Source organism: Flavobacterium sp. CSZ, assembly GCF_015350725.1.
Taxonomy (GTDB): Bacteria; Bacteroidota; Bacteroidia; order Flavobacteriales; family Flavobacteriaceae; genus Flavobacterium.
Genome location: NZ_JADKPQ010000002.1, coordinates 108,031 through 125,177, shown reverse-complemented (window position 1 = coordinate 125,177; position 17,147 = coordinate 108,031). Strand labels below are relative to the sequence as shown.

Annotated in this window: 22 protein-coding genes; all 22 read left to right on the top strand. The window is 32.9% G+C overall.

Features of this window, described 5'->3' with window-relative positions:
- Window positions 1-6: 6 nt before the first annotated feature.
- The 22 genes from IRZ78_RS02755 to IRZ78_RS02650 all read left to right on the top strand — a co-directional run bounded on the left by IRZ78_RS02755 (window position 7) and on the right by IRZ78_RS02650 (window position 17,067).
- Window positions 7-465 carry an ABC transporter permease gene (locus IRZ78_RS02755; protein ID WP_194615284.1) on the top strand — a complete coding sequence of 153 codons (459 nt, stop codon included), beginning with the start codon at window positions 7-9 and terminating at the stop codon, window positions 463-465.
- Window positions 466-790: 325 nt separating this feature from the next.
- A complete protein-coding gene (locus IRZ78_RS02750; RefSeq protein WP_194615073.1) occupies window positions 791-1,195 on the top strand; it encodes a hypothetical protein in 405 nt (134 codons plus the stop codon).
- Complete coding sequence (locus IRZ78_RS02745) at window positions 1,195-2,193, top strand: BtrH N-terminal domain-containing protein (RefSeq protein WP_194615072.1); 999 nt, start codon at window positions 1,195-1,197, stop codon at window positions 2,191-2,193. Before IRZ78_RS02750 ends, IRZ78_RS02745 begins: the two co-directional genes overlap by 1 nt.
- Before the next feature lie 6 nt (window positions 2,194-2,199).
- Complete coding sequence (locus IRZ78_RS02740) at window positions 2,200-2,952, top strand: ABC transporter ATP-binding protein (RefSeq protein ID WP_194615071.1); 753 nt, start codon at window positions 2,200-2,202, stop codon at window positions 2,950-2,952.
- Window positions 2,942-4,249 (top strand): ABC transporter permease, encoded by a 1,308-nt coding sequence (locus IRZ78_RS02735; protein WP_194615070.1) that lies wholly within the window; start codon window positions 2,942-2,944, stop codon window positions 4,247-4,249. Before IRZ78_RS02740 ends, IRZ78_RS02735 begins: the two co-directional genes overlap by 11 nt.
- The gene (locus tag IRZ78_RS02730; protein ID WP_065451727.1) at window positions 4,224-4,673 is read left to right on the top strand and encodes an acyl-CoA thioesterase; all 450 of its coding nucleotides are present in this window, start codon (window positions 4,224-4,226) and stop codon (window positions 4,671-4,673) included. Before IRZ78_RS02735 ends, IRZ78_RS02730 begins: the two co-directional genes overlap by 26 nt.
- Before the next feature lie 282 nt (window positions 4,674-4,955).
- On the top strand, window positions 4,956-6,095 hold the full coding sequence (locus IRZ78_RS02725) for a beta-ketoacyl synthase N-terminal-like domain-containing protein (RefSeq protein WP_194615069.1): 1,140 nt from the start codon (window positions 4,956-4,958) through the stop codon (window positions 6,093-6,095).
- A 273-nt stretch (window positions 6,096-6,368) separates the two neighbouring features.
- Window positions 6,369-7,049 (top strand): hypothetical protein, encoded by a 681-nt coding sequence (locus IRZ78_RS02720; RefSeq protein ID WP_194615068.1) that lies wholly within the window; start codon window positions 6,369-6,371, stop codon window positions 7,047-7,049.
- Between the two features lie 30 nt (window positions 7,050-7,079).
- Window positions 7,080-7,613: a hypothetical protein gene (locus tag IRZ78_RS02715; protein ID WP_194615067.1), complete on the top strand. Its 534-nt coding sequence runs from the start codon at window positions 7,080-7,082 to the stop codon at window positions 7,611-7,613.
- On the top strand, window positions 7,610-7,957 hold the full coding sequence (locus IRZ78_RS02710) for a hypothetical protein (RefSeq protein WP_194615066.1): 348 nt from the start codon (window positions 7,610-7,612) through the stop codon (window positions 7,955-7,957). Before IRZ78_RS02715 ends, IRZ78_RS02710 begins: the two co-directional genes overlap by 4 nt.
- A 137-nt stretch (window positions 7,958-8,094) precedes the next feature.
- Complete coding sequence (locus IRZ78_RS02705) at window positions 8,095-8,712, top strand: 3-oxoacyl-ACP synthase (RefSeq protein ID WP_194615065.1); 618 nt, start codon at window positions 8,095-8,097, stop codon at window positions 8,710-8,712.
- Window positions 8,713-8,714: 2 nt separating this feature from the next.
- Window positions 8,715-8,972, top strand: coding sequence for a phosphopantetheine-binding protein (locus tag IRZ78_RS02700; RefSeq protein WP_017496902.1), 258 nt, complete (start codon window positions 8,715-8,717; stop codon window positions 8,970-8,972).
- A 129-nt stretch (window positions 8,973-9,101) separates the two neighbouring features.
- Window positions 9,102-10,298, top strand: coding sequence for a beta-ketoacyl-[acyl-carrier-protein] synthase family protein (locus tag IRZ78_RS02695; RefSeq protein WP_194615064.1), 1,197 nt, complete (start codon window positions 9,102-9,104; stop codon window positions 10,296-10,298).
- Window positions 10,299-10,381: 83 nt separating this feature from the next.
- Complete coding sequence (locus IRZ78_RS02690; RefSeq protein ID WP_194615063.1) at window positions 10,382-11,443, top strand: beta-ketoacyl synthase N-terminal-like domain-containing protein; 1,062 nt, start codon at window positions 10,382-10,384, stop codon at window positions 11,441-11,443.
- The gene (locus tag IRZ78_RS02685; protein ID WP_194615062.1) at window positions 11,440-12,216 is read left to right on the top strand and encodes a polysaccharide deacetylase family protein; all 777 of its coding nucleotides are present in this window, start codon (window positions 11,440-11,442) and stop codon (window positions 12,214-12,216) included. The genes IRZ78_RS02690 and IRZ78_RS02685 overlap by 4 nt, the downstream gene beginning before the upstream one ends.
- A gap of 288 nt (window positions 12,217-12,504) precedes the next feature.
- Entirely contained in the window at window positions 12,505-13,131 is a 627-nt protein-coding gene (locus tag IRZ78_RS02680) for an outer membrane lipoprotein carrier protein LolA (protein ID WP_194615061.1), read from the top strand.
- Window positions 13,097-13,732, top strand: coding sequence for a hypothetical protein (locus IRZ78_RS02675; RefSeq protein WP_194615060.1), 636 nt, complete (start codon window positions 13,097-13,099; stop codon window positions 13,730-13,732). The genes IRZ78_RS02680 and IRZ78_RS02675 overlap by 35 nt, the downstream gene beginning before the upstream one ends.
- A gap of 37 nt (window positions 13,733-13,769) precedes the next feature.
- Window positions 13,770-14,375: a porin family protein gene (locus IRZ78_RS02670; RefSeq protein ID WP_194615059.1), complete on the top strand. Its 606-nt coding sequence runs from the start codon at window positions 13,770-13,772 to the stop codon at window positions 14,373-14,375.
- Window positions 14,375-14,989, top strand: coding sequence for an outer membrane beta-barrel protein (locus IRZ78_RS02665; protein WP_194615058.1), 615 nt, complete (start codon window positions 14,375-14,377; stop codon window positions 14,987-14,989). Before IRZ78_RS02670 ends, IRZ78_RS02665 begins: the two co-directional genes overlap by 1 nt.
- Window positions 14,990-15,001: 12 nt before the next feature.
- On the top strand, window positions 15,002-15,373 hold the full coding sequence (locus IRZ78_RS02660) for a 3-hydroxyacyl-ACP dehydratase (RefSeq protein ID WP_194615057.1): 372 nt from the start codon (window positions 15,002-15,004) through the stop codon (window positions 15,371-15,373).
- A 2-nt stretch (window positions 15,374-15,375) separates the two neighbouring features.
- Window positions 15,376-15,861: a hypothetical protein gene (locus IRZ78_RS02655; protein ID WP_194615056.1), complete on the top strand. Its 486-nt coding sequence runs from the start codon at window positions 15,376-15,378 to the stop codon at window positions 15,859-15,861.
- Window positions 15,862-15,879: 18 nt separating this feature from the next.
- A complete protein-coding gene (locus IRZ78_RS02650; protein ID WP_194615055.1) occupies window positions 15,880-17,067 on the top strand; it encodes a DUF2062 domain-containing protein in 1,188 nt (395 codons plus the stop codon).
- Window positions 17,068-17,147 lie beyond the last annotated feature (80 nt).

Sequence of the window (17,147 nt, the reverse complement as noted above, 5' to 3'; positions counted from 1 at the left end):
GCAGCAATGAAAACCGGAGTTGATATACAAAATTATTTACCGCACCGTGCGCCAATGCTCATGGTGGATTTAATTTTGGATATAGATGCCAACTTCGTAGAAACTACTTTCCTGATAAAAGAGGATAATGTTTTTATCGATAATAACGTTTTTATCGAAGCGGGTTTAATTGAAAACACAGCACAAACCTGTTCGTCTATTGTAGGTAAAAAGTATTTTTTTGACGAAGACGGAACAGAAAATGAGAACGTAAATGTATTGGGTTTTATCAGTGCGATAAAAAACCTTAAAATACATTTATTGCCAAAAGTGGGTGATACGATTATTACAAAAGCAACTTTGGTTTCAAAATTCGAAGGCGATGATTATACTTTGTGCACCATGCGCTGCGAAAGTATATGGGGACATAAATTACTTTTAGAATGCGAAATTAATTTATTCATTCAGAAGATCATTTCGGTGTAAATGAATGCGAAAAAAATCATTTTGCATTTATTAATCCGGATTGGGATTTTAGTTCTTCTAGTGGGATCGGTTTTTTTACTTTGGTACCTTACCTTTGATCCTCATAAAAATTGTGATGCAAACGACCATAGACATGTTGATGGTGGTTTAGGAATGTTTATTATGGCATATATTGTAGTCCAGGCTTTTTATTTAGGATTACTAATAGAAATGATATATTTATTTGTGAAGAAAAAACAAAATTTAGCCTTCGCAAATCTGGGATTTTTAATGATTAGTTTATGTATTGTTTTAGGCTCTATATATCTAATAAATTAATAATGAAATGGAAAAAGAAAAAGTACCACAAGATAAAAGTAACTTAACAAAAAACAACGTTAAAGAACTTTTGTATGCTACCGATGCGGATGGCAATTATACAACAACTCTAAGTACCGGCTGGGAACCCAAAACCATCGCACTTTCAAATTCAATAGACGAAATAAACGAACGAATTGCCGAAGCAAAAATGCAAGTCGAAATTGGCGAAGTAAGCCCGATTTGTTATTATATGGAAGTCAACAAAATGGATCTTACTATTCTATCCAGTTATGTTGGAATGTGGAAATGGCGCGTAAAAAGACATTTTAAACCAACCGTTTTTGCTAAATTAAGCGAATCGATCCTAAAAAAATATGCCGATGCTTTTGAGATTTCGGTAGCCGAATTAAAAAATATTAAAACAGACTAATGCAAATCAATTTTACACATCATCAATCTGCTCATTGTGAGAACGGAGTAGCTTCGAATTTGTTAAAAAACAACGGACTGAACATCAGCGAACCGATGGTTTTTGGTATTGGCTCTGGACTTTTTTTCGTGTATTTGCCTTTTATAAAAGTCAATCACGCACCCGCAATCAGCTATAGAACTTTGCCCGGACAAATTTTTAATAAACTGGCTAATCGTTTAAACTTAAAAATAAAAAGACAAAAATTTTCTTCTCCGGCAAATGCAAATAAAGCTTTAGATGAAAATTTAAAAAATAACATTCCAACCGGATTACAAGTTGGCGTGTATCATTTGAGTTATTTTCCTGATGAATACCGTTTTCATTTCAATGCGCATAATTTAGTCGTTTACGGAAAAACCGAAACTGATTATTTGGTGAGCGATCCCGTTATGGAAACCGTTACGACTTTAACGCATGATGAATTAGACAAAGTCCGTTTTGCCAAAGGTGCTTTTGCTCCAAGAGGACAAATGTATTACCCAATTCATATCCCGAAAGAAGTTGATTTAAAAAGTGCGATCATCAAAGGAATCAAAAATACCTGTCGCGATATGTTGGCGCCAATGCCAATTGTTGGTGTACGCGGAATAAAATTCGTGTCGAAACAAATCCGTAAATGGCCGGTAAAACACGGTACCAAAAAAGCCAATCATTACCTGGCACAAATGGTTCGTATGCAGGAAGAAATAGGAACAGGCGGCGGAGGATTTCGTTTTATATATGCTGCTTTTTTACAAGAAGCTTCGGTTATTTTAAATAATGAAGAATTGAAAACTCTTTCTAAAGAAATGACACAAATTGGAGATTCATGGCGTGATTTTGCAGTTGAAGCTTCGAGAATTTACAAAAACCGAAGTGCCAAAGAAGATGCCTACAATGCCATTGCCGATGAACTTTCGAGCATCGCCAATAGAGAAGAAATCTTTTTCAAAAAACTAAAAAAAGCCATTATCTAATATATTTTGCAACCGATTATAAAAATAGAATCCCTTTCGAAAAAGTACAAAGATGCAGACCAGTATTCTTTGAACAACGTTTCGCTGGATATAAACGAAGGACAGATTTTTGGTTTACTTGGGCCAAACGGTGCCGGAAAAACCACTTTAATCTCCATGCTTTGCGGATTGATCAAACCCACTTCAGGACATTTCACAATTGATAGTCTGAACTATACGAATCATTCCTCCAAAATTAAAAAAATCATAGGTGTTGTTCCCCAGGAATATGCTTTATATCCAACGCTTACAGCGAGAGAAAATCTACATTATTTTGGAAGTATGTACGGCTTAAAAGGTGCATACTTAAAAGATAAAGTCGTTGAAACTTTAGACCTTTTGGGTTTACTAAAATTCGCTGACAAACGCATCGAAACTTTTTCGGGCGGAATGAAACGAAGAGTCAATTTGATAGCGGGAATTTTGCACAATCCTAAAGTTTTGTTTTTAGATGAGCCAACCGTTGGTGTTGATGTTCAGTCTAAAAATGCCATTATTGATTATTTGAAAGTTCTCAATCAAAACGGGACTACGATTATATATACGTCACATCATTTGGCTGAAGCCGAAGATTTCTGTACCAATATTGCCATTCTGGACCGAGGCAGAATTTATGCACAGGGAACGCCGTCAAGTTTAATTGACTCGACAGATGAAGCTAGAAATCTGGAGGAAGTTTTTATTTCATTAACCGGTAAAGATTTTAGAGATGGTCAATAAAATTTGGATGTCGGTCGTAAAAGAATTTCTGCTGCTTAAACGAGATTTAGGCGGATTGATTATTTTGTTTATCATGCCGCTGGTTTTGGTTATCACGGTAACTTTAATTCAGGACAGTACTTTTAAAACCATTAGCGATAATAAAATTCCGATTTTATTGGTCGATAAGGATAAAGGCTCTGTATCGAAAACTGTTTTTGATAATCTTGAAAAAAGCAATTTGTTTAGTGTTGTTACCCAAATAGATAATCAGCCTATTACCGAAGAATTAGCGAAAGAAGCCGTTTATAAAGGAAAATTTCAGTTGGCAATTGTAATTCCGGAAAATCTAAGCGTTGATTTGCAAACCAAAATCGATCAGAATGTTGAGAACATCATCAGTAAAATGGGTTTAACAGAAACCGATACAACCGATACAACCGATACAACCGCTCAAGCTGAAAAGCATAAAGTAATAAAAGAAAAAGAAGTGAAATTGTATTTTGATCCGGCGGTTCAAATGAGTTTCAAAAATGCCGTGATGAGTTCGATCGATAAGATGATTTCACAAATCGAAACCAAATCAATTTACACTACTTTTCAAAATCAATTGGGAGAAGGAACTGTCGAATTCGATCAAAAGAGTTTTATTACTTTCAAAGAAATAATCCCAAAAATCAACAACAAAGAAGTGCGTCCCAACTCGGTACAACACAACGTTCCGGCCTGGACCCTTTTTGCGATATTTTTTATCGTGATTCCGTTGTCTATTAATATTGTAAAAGAAAAATCACAAGGAACATTCGTTCGATTATTGACCAATCCGGTTTCTAATTTAGTGGTGATTATGGGTAAAACCATTACTTATTCTGCCATTTGTATGATTCAGTTTTATATGATGGTGGCTGTGGCGGTATTTTTATTTCCACATATTGGTTTGCCATCTTTAAATATCGAAGGGCATTTATTTTTAATGAGTGTTGTCGCTTTATTTTCTGGTTTTGCTGCCATTGGGTTCGGAATTTTATTAGGAACTGTTGCGAACACACAAGAACAATCTGCTCCTTTTGGCGCAACAAGCGTACTTATTCTGGCTGCCGTTGGTGGTGTTTGGGTGCCTGTTTTTGCCATGCCAACCATCATGCAGTATATCGCAAAATCATCACCCATGAATTGGGGATTAGAAGCTTTTTACGATGTTCTATTACGCAACGTTTCTTTCCTTGAAATCATCCCAAAAATAAGTTTGTTATTTTTGTTCTTTATTATCACAACATCCATTGCCTTATTTTATGACAAAAAGAAAAGAACAGTATAACGAAGCCACTGAACTAACCGTTTCTCACGAAATCAGAATTCGTTTTAACGAAACTGATCCGCTTGGAATCGTTTGGCATGGCAACTATATCACCTATTTTGAAGATGGACGAGAAGCGTTTGGCCGCCAACACGGACTTACTTATTTAGATATTGGCAATACGGGTTATACTACTCCAATTGTAAAATCGAAATGCGAACATAAATTGTCTTTACGCTACGGCGATGTCGTAACCATAGAAACAACGGTTGTTGATACTCCCGCTGCCAAAATGATTTACCGTTTTAGAATAATCGATGCAAAAGGCGAAGTGGCCTGCACCGGTGAAACTGTTCAGGTTTTTCTGGATGGCGACGGAAATTTAATGTTGACGAATCCTCCTTTCTACGAAGAATGGAAAAGAAAAGTGGGATTACTAAAGTAAAACACGAATTACACTAATTTTCACGAATTAAAAATTAATAAAAATCCGTGCAAATCTGTTCAATCCGTAAAATCTGTGTGCAAAAAAATTTAAACACATAGAATCATAGAATTTAAAAAGTGAATAAAAGAATTAAATAAAATCTAGATTTTACACATAGGTGTGTTTGTTTAAACAAATGAAATGCCTTTTTCAAACAAACCAAACTATGTATCTATGTGTTAAAAGAAATATACCTACGAGGTTTTGAAAACCTTTCAGGAAAAATTTAAGAAGTATAAAATGTTAAAAGAAGTATATATCACCGAAACCAATTGTATCACGCCTTTAGGATTTGATGTTCAATCGAACGTCGAAGCGATTGTTCGTGGTGATTCCGGTATTCAATTGCACAATGATATTGCTTTGATGCCAGCGTCATTTTATGCTTCGATTATTAGCAATGAAAAAATAAACAGTGCTTTTGAAAAAATTAGCACTGCTACCAAATATTCTCGTTTAGAGAAAATGATGATTCTGGCTTTAGAGCCAATTGTCAAAAATTCTCAAATCGAATTAAACTCGAAAACTGCTTTTATACTTTCGACTACAAAAGGAAATGTTACAGCATTAAAAAATGATTCAGAGGAAAGTTTCAATAGTGCACATTTAGATGTTTTAGCAAAAAATGTTGCTGACTTCTTCAGATTCAAAACACAACCTATCGTAGTTTCGAATGCTTGCGTTTCCGGAATTTTAGCTGTTTCGGTGGCTAAAAGAATGATTCAGTCTGAGTTGTATGACAATGTATTTGTTGTAGCCGGAGATGAAGTTTCAGAATTTGTTTTATCAGGTTTTAATTCATTTCAGGCCATGAGCGATTTACCTTGTAAACCCTATTCTAAAAACAGAACCGGAGTAAGTTTAGGCGAAGCAACCGCTGCTGTTTTAATTTCGGCGAATCCAGCAACTGCAAAAATAAAAGTGATTGGAGACAGTTCGATAAACGATGCCAACCATATTTCGGGTCCGTCAAGAACGGGTGAAGGTTTGTTTAGAAGTATTCAGAATGCTTTGAAAGAAGCCCAAATTGACGCAGACAAAATCGATTATATTTCAGCACACGGAACCGCAACTCCGTTCAACGACGAAATGGAAGCCATTGCATTAAATCGTTTAGGTTTGCAAAATGTTCCTATAAATAGTTTAAAAGGTTTTTACGGTCATACATTAGGCGCTTCGGGATTGTTGGAAACAGTAATTGGGATAGAATCAGTAAACCAAAATACACTTTTTGAATCGAAAGGTTTTGATGAAATGGGTGTAAGTGAATCGATTAATGTTATTGAGAAAAATGAACAAGCGGATATTGAGTATTTTTTAAAAACGGCTTCTGGTTTTGGCGGTTGTAATACAGCTGTGGTTTTTGAAAAGATAAAGTAGACGATAATAAAATTATTTAGTAAAGAATGCTGAACAGTTTAATTCTCTTTCTTCCAAAATAGTATTAACAATTTTAATGATTTTTATTTTTGAAACATCTTGATTTTCTAAAGCCATTGTAGAATAGACAGTACTAACAAGAACTTTTGACAAAAAGCTTTTTTGTTTTAATTGCAGATATTTTTCGTAGAATTTCATAGAATGTCAAATCTATAAAATTTAATTCCAACTTGTAAATAAATCTTACAAGTTCAATATAGTCGAAAGTAATAAATGAAATTATCAAAAGTCATATTTATAGTTCTTATTCTGCTTTCTCTTTTTGGATGTACAAAGGAGAAAATAGATGAACTACAATTTGAAAAAGATGTCTTAAATAATGTCTTTGTCGAAATTGTAGATTCTATTTATATGGATCGAAGAGTTATACTTCCTCCACCAACGCTAAGAATTGAGTTTAAAACTAATAAAGAGGATACTATTGGATTTCATAAAGAATTAAAGCAATATTGGCGTGATCGGGACAGCATCAAAAATGATAAAACAAGAATACTAATTGGTGTCTATGATCATGTAACAAAAATTAGTCCTCAAGAAAATGAGATAATTATTAAAGAAATTAATCTTTCAGATTATACCTATGAAATTTCAAAAGAAAGAGACGAATTTACTGTTGATTTGGCCCAATTTAAAAATAATAAAAAATTCGATTTTCAATATCTATCAAAATTTCCTCCTGTAAATGTTTGGGACTTAAACGACAAAAAAAGTTATATGCCTGTTGGAGCTGTGGGAATTTCAAGAATTCAGTTTAATAAAACAAAAACTCGTGGAGTTTTGTCAGCAAGTGCTTCTTGTGGTGGCGGAAGATGTGGAAGAGGTTTTTTAATTATAATTGAAAACAAATCCGGAAAATGGAAAATTGCCGAAGTTATTCATACTTGGGAGTCTTAAATTGAATTTTAAAACAAAACAGATTTAAGAATGAGAAGTTTAAAAAACCTAAATGTTAGCAAAAGCATAGAACGGAATAAATTAGTTTATTCCGAAAGTTGGTTAGATAAATTTAGTTCATTCGTTTTTTATCTATTTTGTTGTGCCGGTTTTATATGCCCTTTTTTAATTTTTTATGATCCTTATCGTGATCATTCAAAAACAGGATATGAATATTATTTGGTTTTTATTTTAAGCATTTTTTTTGTGTATTCTTTTTATAGAAAAGCAACCGAAAAAAAACTTATAAAAATTGTAAGTAAATACGATGTCGAAGAAAACAAATTATTAATTAATGAATATTGTAAAAAAAAAGGCTTTGAAAAGTATAGAAATTCAAACAATGTTATAATTTACAACACAGAAATGACATACAATTTTAGTCCAAATTATAAAATAAGTAGAATTTTTCTTTTAAAAGAAAATATAATTTATTTCACGATTATAAGAGAAAACAAATTAAATACACCTGTTCTTTTTTCACAAATAAGTTTAAAAAGAGATATTAAAAATTTATGCCAATGAGATTAGACGAATCCCTTTTTGAAGAAGCATTAAAAATTCAGAATTTTGATTATGTAGCTGATGTAGTTAAAGTAACCGATAAAACTATTGAATTTTTTGAAAGTTTTAATCTGTCTCAGGATTTAATAGATTTTTTTAAAACATTTTCCTTTAGGGAAGGGATAGAATTTGGAAATATCTATTTTAATTGTGTTAATGAAATACGGGTTGAAAATCTTGAAGAAGAAAATAAAAAAATCTATAAAAAAGATTTGCTAATAATTGGTGCAGGTGCAAATGGCGATCCAATTGTTTTAAATACGAAAACATTGAATGTCGGATATATTTTTCATGATATTCTTTGAGAAGAAGAGAATATTGAAGATTTAAATAAAGTTTATATTGATTTAAAAATGAGTATTGGAACTTTCTTTTATAAATCATTAACAGAAGAAGATTTTCCTATTGATGCTTATGAAGCAGAAGATTACATAAAATAACAATGACTCAAAATAAAACATACATACAATCCTACATCACCATCCAAAACAACGAAATCGTTTTGAACGGAACTTCTGTATTCAAAATTGAACCAACCGATTTTGCTGATTTCTCGAAACAAGCCTATCGCAACTTTGACATTCAATATCCAAAGTTTTTTAAAATGGATGCTTTGAGTAAACTGGCTTTTTTAGGATCTGAATTGCTTTTGAGCCCGATAACTTCAACTGAACAAGAAAACAATATTGCTTTGGTTTTGGCCAATAAATCGTCAAGTTTAGATACTGATATTAAGTATCAGGAATCGATTTCAGACAAAGAAAACTATTTTCCGAGTCCGGCGGTTTTTGTTTATACATTGCCAAATATTTGTTTGGGCGAAATAAGTATTCGTCATCAGCTTAAAAGTGAGAATTCTTTCTTTATATTTGATGCTTTCAATACTGAATTTCTGTTTAACTATTCAGGCATTCTGTTAAACACAAATAAAGCTGATACAGTTCTTTGTGGCTGGGTAGAATTTTTTAATGAGAGTTATAAAGCGTTTCTTTGCACGATTAGCGAAGAAGAAAACGAAAAATATAAAAACGAAAATATCAATACATTATATAATAAATAATCATGGAAGCATTAAAAGAAGAATTAAAAAATAAAATCATTACCACTCTTAACCTTGAAGATATTGCAATCGAAGATATTGCTGATAACGATCCTTTGTTTGGAGATGGTTTAGGTTTAGACTCCATTGATGCACTTGAATTAATTGTGATTTTAGATAAAGATTACGGAATTAAATTGGTAGATCCGAAAGAAGGAAAAACAATTTTCCAATCTATCGAAACTATGGCGGCTTATATTAGCGCTAACAGAACTAAATAGATAACTTAGACTGGCTTAGATTTTTAGACTTCTTAGACTAAAAACTGTCTAAATCCAGAAATCAAAAAATCTAAGCAAGTCTAAAATCTAAGAAGTCTAAGCAAGTCTAAAAATTTAAGAAGTCTAAAAATGAAAGGTGTTGCAATAACGGGAATGGGAATCATCTCTTCGATTGGAAATTCAGTCGAAGAAAATTATACTTCGTTGATCGAAAATAAAATTGGCATTTCTCGTATCACAAATATTTCGACAGTTCACGCAGATGTTATTAAAGTAGGAGAAATTAAAAAAACCAATGAAGAATTGGTTAAAGAATTGAACCTTACTCCAGATAATAATTTTTCGAGAACGGCGATGATCGCGACTTTGGCAGCAAAACAAGCTGTTGAAAACGCAGGAATTACATCGATAAAAGAATTCAGAACCGGGCTTATTTCAGCTACAAGTGTAGGCGGAATGGACATGACCGAAAGACATTATTACGATTATTTCACACATCCTGAACTGGTTAAATACATTACTTGTCATGATGGCGGCGATGTTGCGGATAAGATTGCGCAAGAACTAGGTTTAAAAGGAATGGTTACCACAATTAGTACGGCCTGTTCATCTGCGGCAAACTCGATTATGTTGGGTGCCAGATTAATTAAAACCGGAAAATTAGATCGCGTGATTGTAGGCGGAGCCGACGGTTTGGCAAAATTCACGATTAACGGATTTAAAACTTTGATGATTTTATCTGACGATTTCAACAAACCTTTTGACAACGAACGCAAAGGATTAAACCTGGGCGAAGCTGCAGCATATTTGGTTTTAGAATCGGATGAAATTGTAGCGAAACAAAATAAAAAAGTTCTGGCAAGAGTTTCTGGTTACGGAAATGCAAATGATGCTTTTCACCAAACTGCTTCTTCGGAAAATGGTGATGGCGCTTATTTGGCCATGAAAAAAGCTTTTGAAGTTTCGGGTTTAAAACCTTCTCAAATCGACTATATCAACGTACATGGAACGGCAACTCCAAATAACGATTTATCTGAAGGAAGAGCGTTGTTGAGAATCTATCAGGATGAAAAAGTTCCCGATTTTAGTTCGACAAAGCCTTTTACCGGACATACTTTGGCAGCAGCTGCAGCAATTGAAGCTGTTTACAGTGTTTTGGCGATTCAGAATAATGTGGTGTATCCAAACTTGAATTTCGAAAATCCAATGGAAGAATTTGATTTGCAACCGCAGACTTCGTTAAAAAATAAAAACATCGAACACGTTTTATCCAACTCTTTTGGTTTTGGAGGAAATTGTTCCACTCTTATATTTTCAAAAAGCTAAAATGAAATCGTCATGATTCCAATAAAAAATAAATTAACAATGACGATTCCATGTTCCTTTAAAAAAACAAATTTAATCTTCGCATGAAAAAAACATATATAAATGGAGTAGGCTGTATTTCGACTCAAAAAACATTTGATACTGTTTTTTTAGAAGAAGCTATTGTCAATCATGATCAAAATGTACTGGCGATTCTTCCGCCGGTTTACAAAGAATACATTTCTCCTGCCGCAAGCCGTAGAATGGCAAAAGGAGTGAAAAACGGAATCGTTGCTTCGGCCCTGGCCATGAAAGATGCCAATGTCGAAAAAGTAGATGCTATCATTACCGGAACCGGTTTAGGATGCATCGAAGATTCTGAAAAATTCCTGAAAAGTATTCTGGATAATAACGAAGAATTTTTAACACCAACTTCGTTTATTCAATCTACCCATAATACCGTTGGTGCGCAAATCGCTTTATTACAGCAATGTAAAGGGTATAATTTTACGTATGTAAATGGCGCTGTTTCTTTTGAATCGGCACTTTTAGATGCTAAAATGCAAATCGAAGAAGACGAAGCTCAGTCGGTTTTAATAGGCGGAGTTGATGAAAATGGTGATTATACTGCTGCTCTTTTCAAATTAAACGGACGCATCAAAGCTGATAATTCAGCGCCTTATGATCTTTTAAATTCTTCGACTAGCGGAGCAGTTTATGGTGAAGGTGCCAGTTTTTTTGTTTTAGAAAATGAAAGAAAAGAAACTACCTATGCTGAAGTTCTGGATATTGCCATTGTAAATACGCTCGAAGAAAACGAAATCGAAGCTGAAATTAAATCGTTTTTGAAATCTAATAATTTAGAAATTTTTGATATTGACGCTTTAGTTTTAGGATTTGACGGAAATATAGATTTCGAAAACTATTACAAGAATCTTGCTGAAAATGCTTTCGCAAAAACACCTGTTTTGTATTACAAACATTTAAGCGGAGAGTACGATACAGCATCTGCTTTTGCTTTTTGGATGGCAGCTAAAATTATTAAAACTCAGGAAATTCCTGAAATCATAAAAGTAAATTCGGTTGAAAAACCAGTTTATAAAACCATTTTATTGTACAATCAATTGAATGGAAAAAATCATAGTTTTACTTTGATCTCAAAATGATAACGCATAAAAACATTTCGTTATTCTTTCTCTTTTTATTGCTTTTACTCGTTCTCCTGAACTTTTATACAGCAATTAGTTGGGTATGGTTTATCGCAATTGTTTTGATTTGGTTAGGAATTAACGCTATTGGTTCTTCCCGAATTCCGTCTAATTATCATGTAAAAGCTTTCTGCAATAATCCATTAGAAAAAGAAAAAAAAATTGCCATTACGTTTGATGACGGACCAGGCATTTTTACTTTGGAAGTTTTAGAACTATTGAAAAAATACAATGTAAAAGCGACTTTCTTTTGTATTGGGAAAAATATTGAAACCCATCCTGAAATCCTAAAACAAATTGTTGCCGAAGGTCATTTAGTTGGCAATCATTCGTACAGTCATTCTGCTTTTTTTGATTTTTATAATGCTCGAAAGATTCGGGAAGAGATTGAGAAGACAGATGAACTTCTGGAAAAATACACTTCCAAAAAAATAAACTTCTTTCGTCCTCCCTACGGAGTTACAACACCTTCAATCAGAAGAGCTTTAGAAAAAACCGGACATAAAGTAATTGGCTGGAATATTCGATCGCTCGATGGTGGAACAAAAAATCAGGAATTAATTTTCAATCGCATTATAAAACGGGTTTCTCCCGGCGGAATCGTACTTTTGCACGACACGGCATCACACTCAGTTTTAGTATTGGAACAGTTTTTGCAATTTTTACAGCAAAACAATTATAAAGTGATTTCGACAGAAGAACTTTTGAATCTTAAAGCTTATGAAGTTTAACGCGGATAAAACGGATTCGCTAAAGCGAAAACGGGAATAAAAGCAGATTTTAATTTAACCAAAAGTGTAATACTAAAAAATTTAATTAAACACATAGAAACATAGATTTTATGTGTTTAAAAAAGTAAACAAAAAGAAACTCGTTTCTAAAACATAGCTATGTTTGTTAATGCAAGTGAAACGCCTTTTTTTGAGTTCAATAATTCTATGTTTCTATGTGTTAAAATAATAATCTGTGGTAATCATTTTAATCTTTGGCAAATAATTTAAAGTACAATTTTAAAAAATATGAAAACTAAAATAGCATTACTAATTCTATTTATATCAGGCAGTTTGTTCGCTCAGGAACAAAAAATGACAGATGCTGAAATTTCAGCTTTCAAGCAAGATGTAAATGTAGTTTCGAAAAAAATTAAAACCTTAAGTACCGATTTTGTGCAATACAAACACTTGGATTTTTTATCGAAAGACATTGAAACTTCGGGTAAAATGATTTTTAAAGAACCGAGTCTCTTACAGTGGCAATATAAAAAACCATACAATTATAGTATCGTTTTTAAAAACGGAAAAATCCTGATTAACGACGAAGGAAAGAAAAGCGCGGTTGATATTGGCAACAGCAAAATCTTTGGCCGAATCAATAAATTAATCGTGGGCAGCGTGAGCGGAAATATGTTTGACGATAAAGAATTTACGATTTCGTATTTTAAATCGAAAGGACAAAATATCGCGAAATTTATCCCAAAAGATGCTACGCTCAAAAAATACATCAAACAAATCGAACTGACTTTTGATAAAGAAGAAGCAACCGTAGTTCAGGTAAAATTGCTGGAATCATCTGAAGATTATACCCGAATTGTACTTAAAAATAAAGTGATCAATGCAAAAATCGACGATTCAGTTTTTAATAATTAATTGCTTTCTGGTGCTAGTTTTAGTTTCTTGTGGCTCGGTCACAAAAAATTATACTCCAAAAAAATTAGACAAAACGTCTTATGAGGTTCCCTATTTTTCAGATTCAAAAACAGATTATGTTTATAAAACAAACATCACAGTTTACGGAAATGAAATCAGCGGAATTTTCATTGCTAAAAAAATAAACGATACCACACACCGAATTGTTTTCACTACTGAATTTGGCAACAAATTATTGGATTTTGAAATTTCTGATAACAGTTTCAAAGTCAATTCGATCGTATCAGAATTAGATCGAAAGATCCTGATCAATACATTGAAAGAAGATTTTCGTTTACTACTCAAAAAAAAATATCTGATTCAGGAACAATTTGAAAATGATACAGATGATATTTATAAATCGAAAGATGGAAAACGCGACAATTATCTTTTCATCTCGAAAAAGAATCACAAATTAGAAAAAGTCGTTCATTCGTCTCAAACAAAAGAAAAATTTACGCTGACATTTACTTCAGAAAACAATATTTTTGCCGAAAAGATTCAGATTATTCATCAGAATATTAAATTGAAAATTGAGCTGAATTATTTTAAATCAGAATGAAAATTTAAACTAGTCATAAACTTTAAATCAAATCAAAATGAAAAAATTAGCCGTAATTGCTTTTGTTTTATTTATCGGAATTCAATCTCCTCAAGCACAAGTAAAAATTAGTCCCGGGCTTAGAGGCGGTTTAAATTTATCAACATTAACTAATATTGATGATAATAGATCTAAAACAGATTTTTATGTTGGTGGATTAGTAAACATTAAGTTTAATAAATATTTTTCCTTACAGCCTGAGATAACCTATTCAAGACAAGGCGATGAAGGAAGAGAGTATTTTGGAAACGGCTATAATTATCGTTATGTAAATTATGAATTAAACTACTTAACACTTGGCGCGGTTGCAAAATTTAACATTGGCGGTAAAGGTTTCCACATTTTAGGAGGTCCGTCTGTAGATTTAAAAATTTCTGATAATTATATCAACAGCAATCCTGAAGGTTTTGACTTTGCCATTCTTGGAGGCGTTGGATATACATTGCCAAACGGATTAACATTCGAAGCAAGATTAAAACAAGGTTTAGTTGATATTTATGGCTACGATGGAGTTGAGTATGACGATAATGGTTATCGCTATAATGATCTTATCCTGAATCAGGTTTTCCAGATTGGTATTAGTTACACTTTTAAAGTAAAATAATGTATAAAAGTAAATTAGCAATTGCTCTATTCGTTTTTTTTGCCTTAGCAAAATTACAGGCTCAGGTAACTTTTCAACCAGGTGTAAGGGGTGGTTTGTCTCTTTCTACCATTTCAGAAATGCATGCCAACTACAGACCTGATTTTTATGTTGGTGGTTTTGGAGAAATAAATTTCACGAAACGTTATGCTTTACAGCCCGAAATAAATTACATCAGACAAGGATCTAATAATGTCGCCCGTAATTTTATTGATCAAGATACGCAAACAGAAAGAACAGTTTATCAGGATTTACAAATGAGTTATTTGTCGGTTGGCCTGCTTAACAAATTAAAATTTGCTCAGTTTCAGGTACAATTTGGGCCGGCTTTAGATGTTCTTTTAAGCGACAATTTAGCTTTTAGAAAAACATATAATGATCTTTCGTTTGTTACCGGTGTTGCTTATAAGATGCCATCTGGTCTTGCTTTTGAATTTCGATTTAAAAAAGGTCTCTTAGATGTTTTAGACAGCGATTACTATCATAATAATTCTAATAGCCATTATTTATTTGGTGATTATAATACTAATGTCAATTTTCAAATAGGTATTTCTTACTCTTTTGAAACGAAATAAAAAAATACAAATATGGTTTTAAAAGACTTTTATAAAGTGCTTTCAGAAGAAAAAACAGGAGATGCTAAATTTAATATTCGTATATTAGTTAATGCCAATCATGAGGTTTTTAAAGGTCATTTTCCAGGAAACCCAATTATGCCGGGCGTTTGCATGATTCAGATAATTAAAGAACTTACAGAATCGATTACCAAAAGTACTTTGATGATTCAGACTCTTACAAATGTAAAATTTATGGCATTGATCAATCCGGAAACGAATCCGGAATTGCGTTTAGAACTTGATATAACTACCACAGAGGATGATTTGGTAAAGGTGAAAAACACCACATATTTTAATGATACCGTTGCTTTAAAATTAAGCAATGCGTATAAAAAACTATAATTATGAAATTACTATTGTCAATACTCTTATGGATAAATTTTGCCGGAAATCCAGATTTAGCATCCATTCGAAAGGTATATCCTGACGTTGCAAAATCAGAAGCAAATGCTAAAGAATTTACAGAAAAACTTTCCGGAATCTCAAACAGCGATGAGAAAATTTTAGTGGCGTACAAAGCAGCTTCAATACTTGTCGATTCTAAATTTGAAAACTTAATAGGAAGCAAAATTTCCCGTTTTAAAGAAGGGGCAAAACTTCTTGAAGCTACTTTAAAAACTGACCCCAACAATATCGAAATCAGAATGATTCGATTGAGTATTCAGGAAGATGTTCCTGGAATTACGGGTTATAAAAAGAATATTAAAGAAGATAAAAAGTTCATTACAGAACATTATGCAGAGCAAACAGGCGCTTTGAAAGAATACCTAAAAAACTTTGTTTTGCAATCGAAAAGTTTCTCTGAAAAAGAGAAGCAATTTGTGAAGTAGGTAAAGAAAAAAATCCCAATGCAACCAACTTTATCACAGCAGGAATTACTTAATTCGACCAATTTTTGTGTTATTGTACCCACGTACAATAATCACAAAACGTTGAAAAAAGTGCTGGATTCTATTTTAGATTTTACTTCGAATATTATTATCGTCAATGACGGTTCTACAGATACAACAAAAGAAATTTTAAAGCAATATTCGAAGCTTACCCAAATTCACCATCCCCGAAATATAGGAAAAGGAAGGGCGCTTCGAAATGGTTTTAGAAAAGCGATCGAAATGCATTTTGAATATGCCATCACGATCGATTCTGATGGTCAGCACTTTGCATCTGATATCCCAAATTTTATTGCCGAAATTCAAAAGGAACCAAATTCTCTTTTGATAGGAAGCCGCAATATGGCACAGGAAAACGTGCCAAAGAAAAGTAGTTTTGGGAATAAATTTTCGAATTTCTGGTTTAAGTTCGAAACCGGAATTGTATTGGAAGATACTCAATCCGGATTTCGATTATATCCCTTAAACTTAATTCCAAAACAATTTTATACCAATAAATTTGAGTTCGAAATTGAAGTAATTGTGCGTTCTGCCTGGAAAGGTATTGTGGTAAAAAACATCCCGATTCAGATTTTGTATGATCCTGCAGAACGTGTTTCGCATTTTCGTCCGTTCAAGGATTTTACCCGAATCAGTATTCTAAATACCGTTTTGGTTCTAAACGCATTGTTGTACATCAAACCAAGAGATTTTTTTAGAAGAGCAAAAAAAAAAGGTTTTAAAAAATTCTTTCTCGAAGATATCTTAGAAAGTTCTGATTCTAATTTCAAAAAATCAGCCGCAATTGCTTTGGGTATTTTCATAGGTATTTCGCCTTTTTGGGGATTTCAAACCGTTTTGCTTTTTACTTTCGCGGCTTTGTTCAGGCTCAATAAAGTGATTGCTTATCTGGCTTCGAATGTGAGTTTTCCTCCTTTTATTCCTTTTGTTATTTACGGTTCGCTAAAAATGGGAAGTTACTTTGTATCGAATGATGCGCCGCTAATTTTAGACAGTTCGGTTACACTCGATGATATTCAAAAAAATGCAACCCAATATATCGTCGGAAGTCTTATTTTAGCATCCGTTTTGGCGCTGACTTTTGGCCTTATAAGTTATTTACTTTTAACGGCTTTTAGTTCTAAGAATAAAACAAATATTACGTAAAAATGGCAAAGATTAAAAGGATTTACGCTGATTTTTTTCGCCACAAATTTCACAAATTAGCACAAATTAATTCGCGAAAA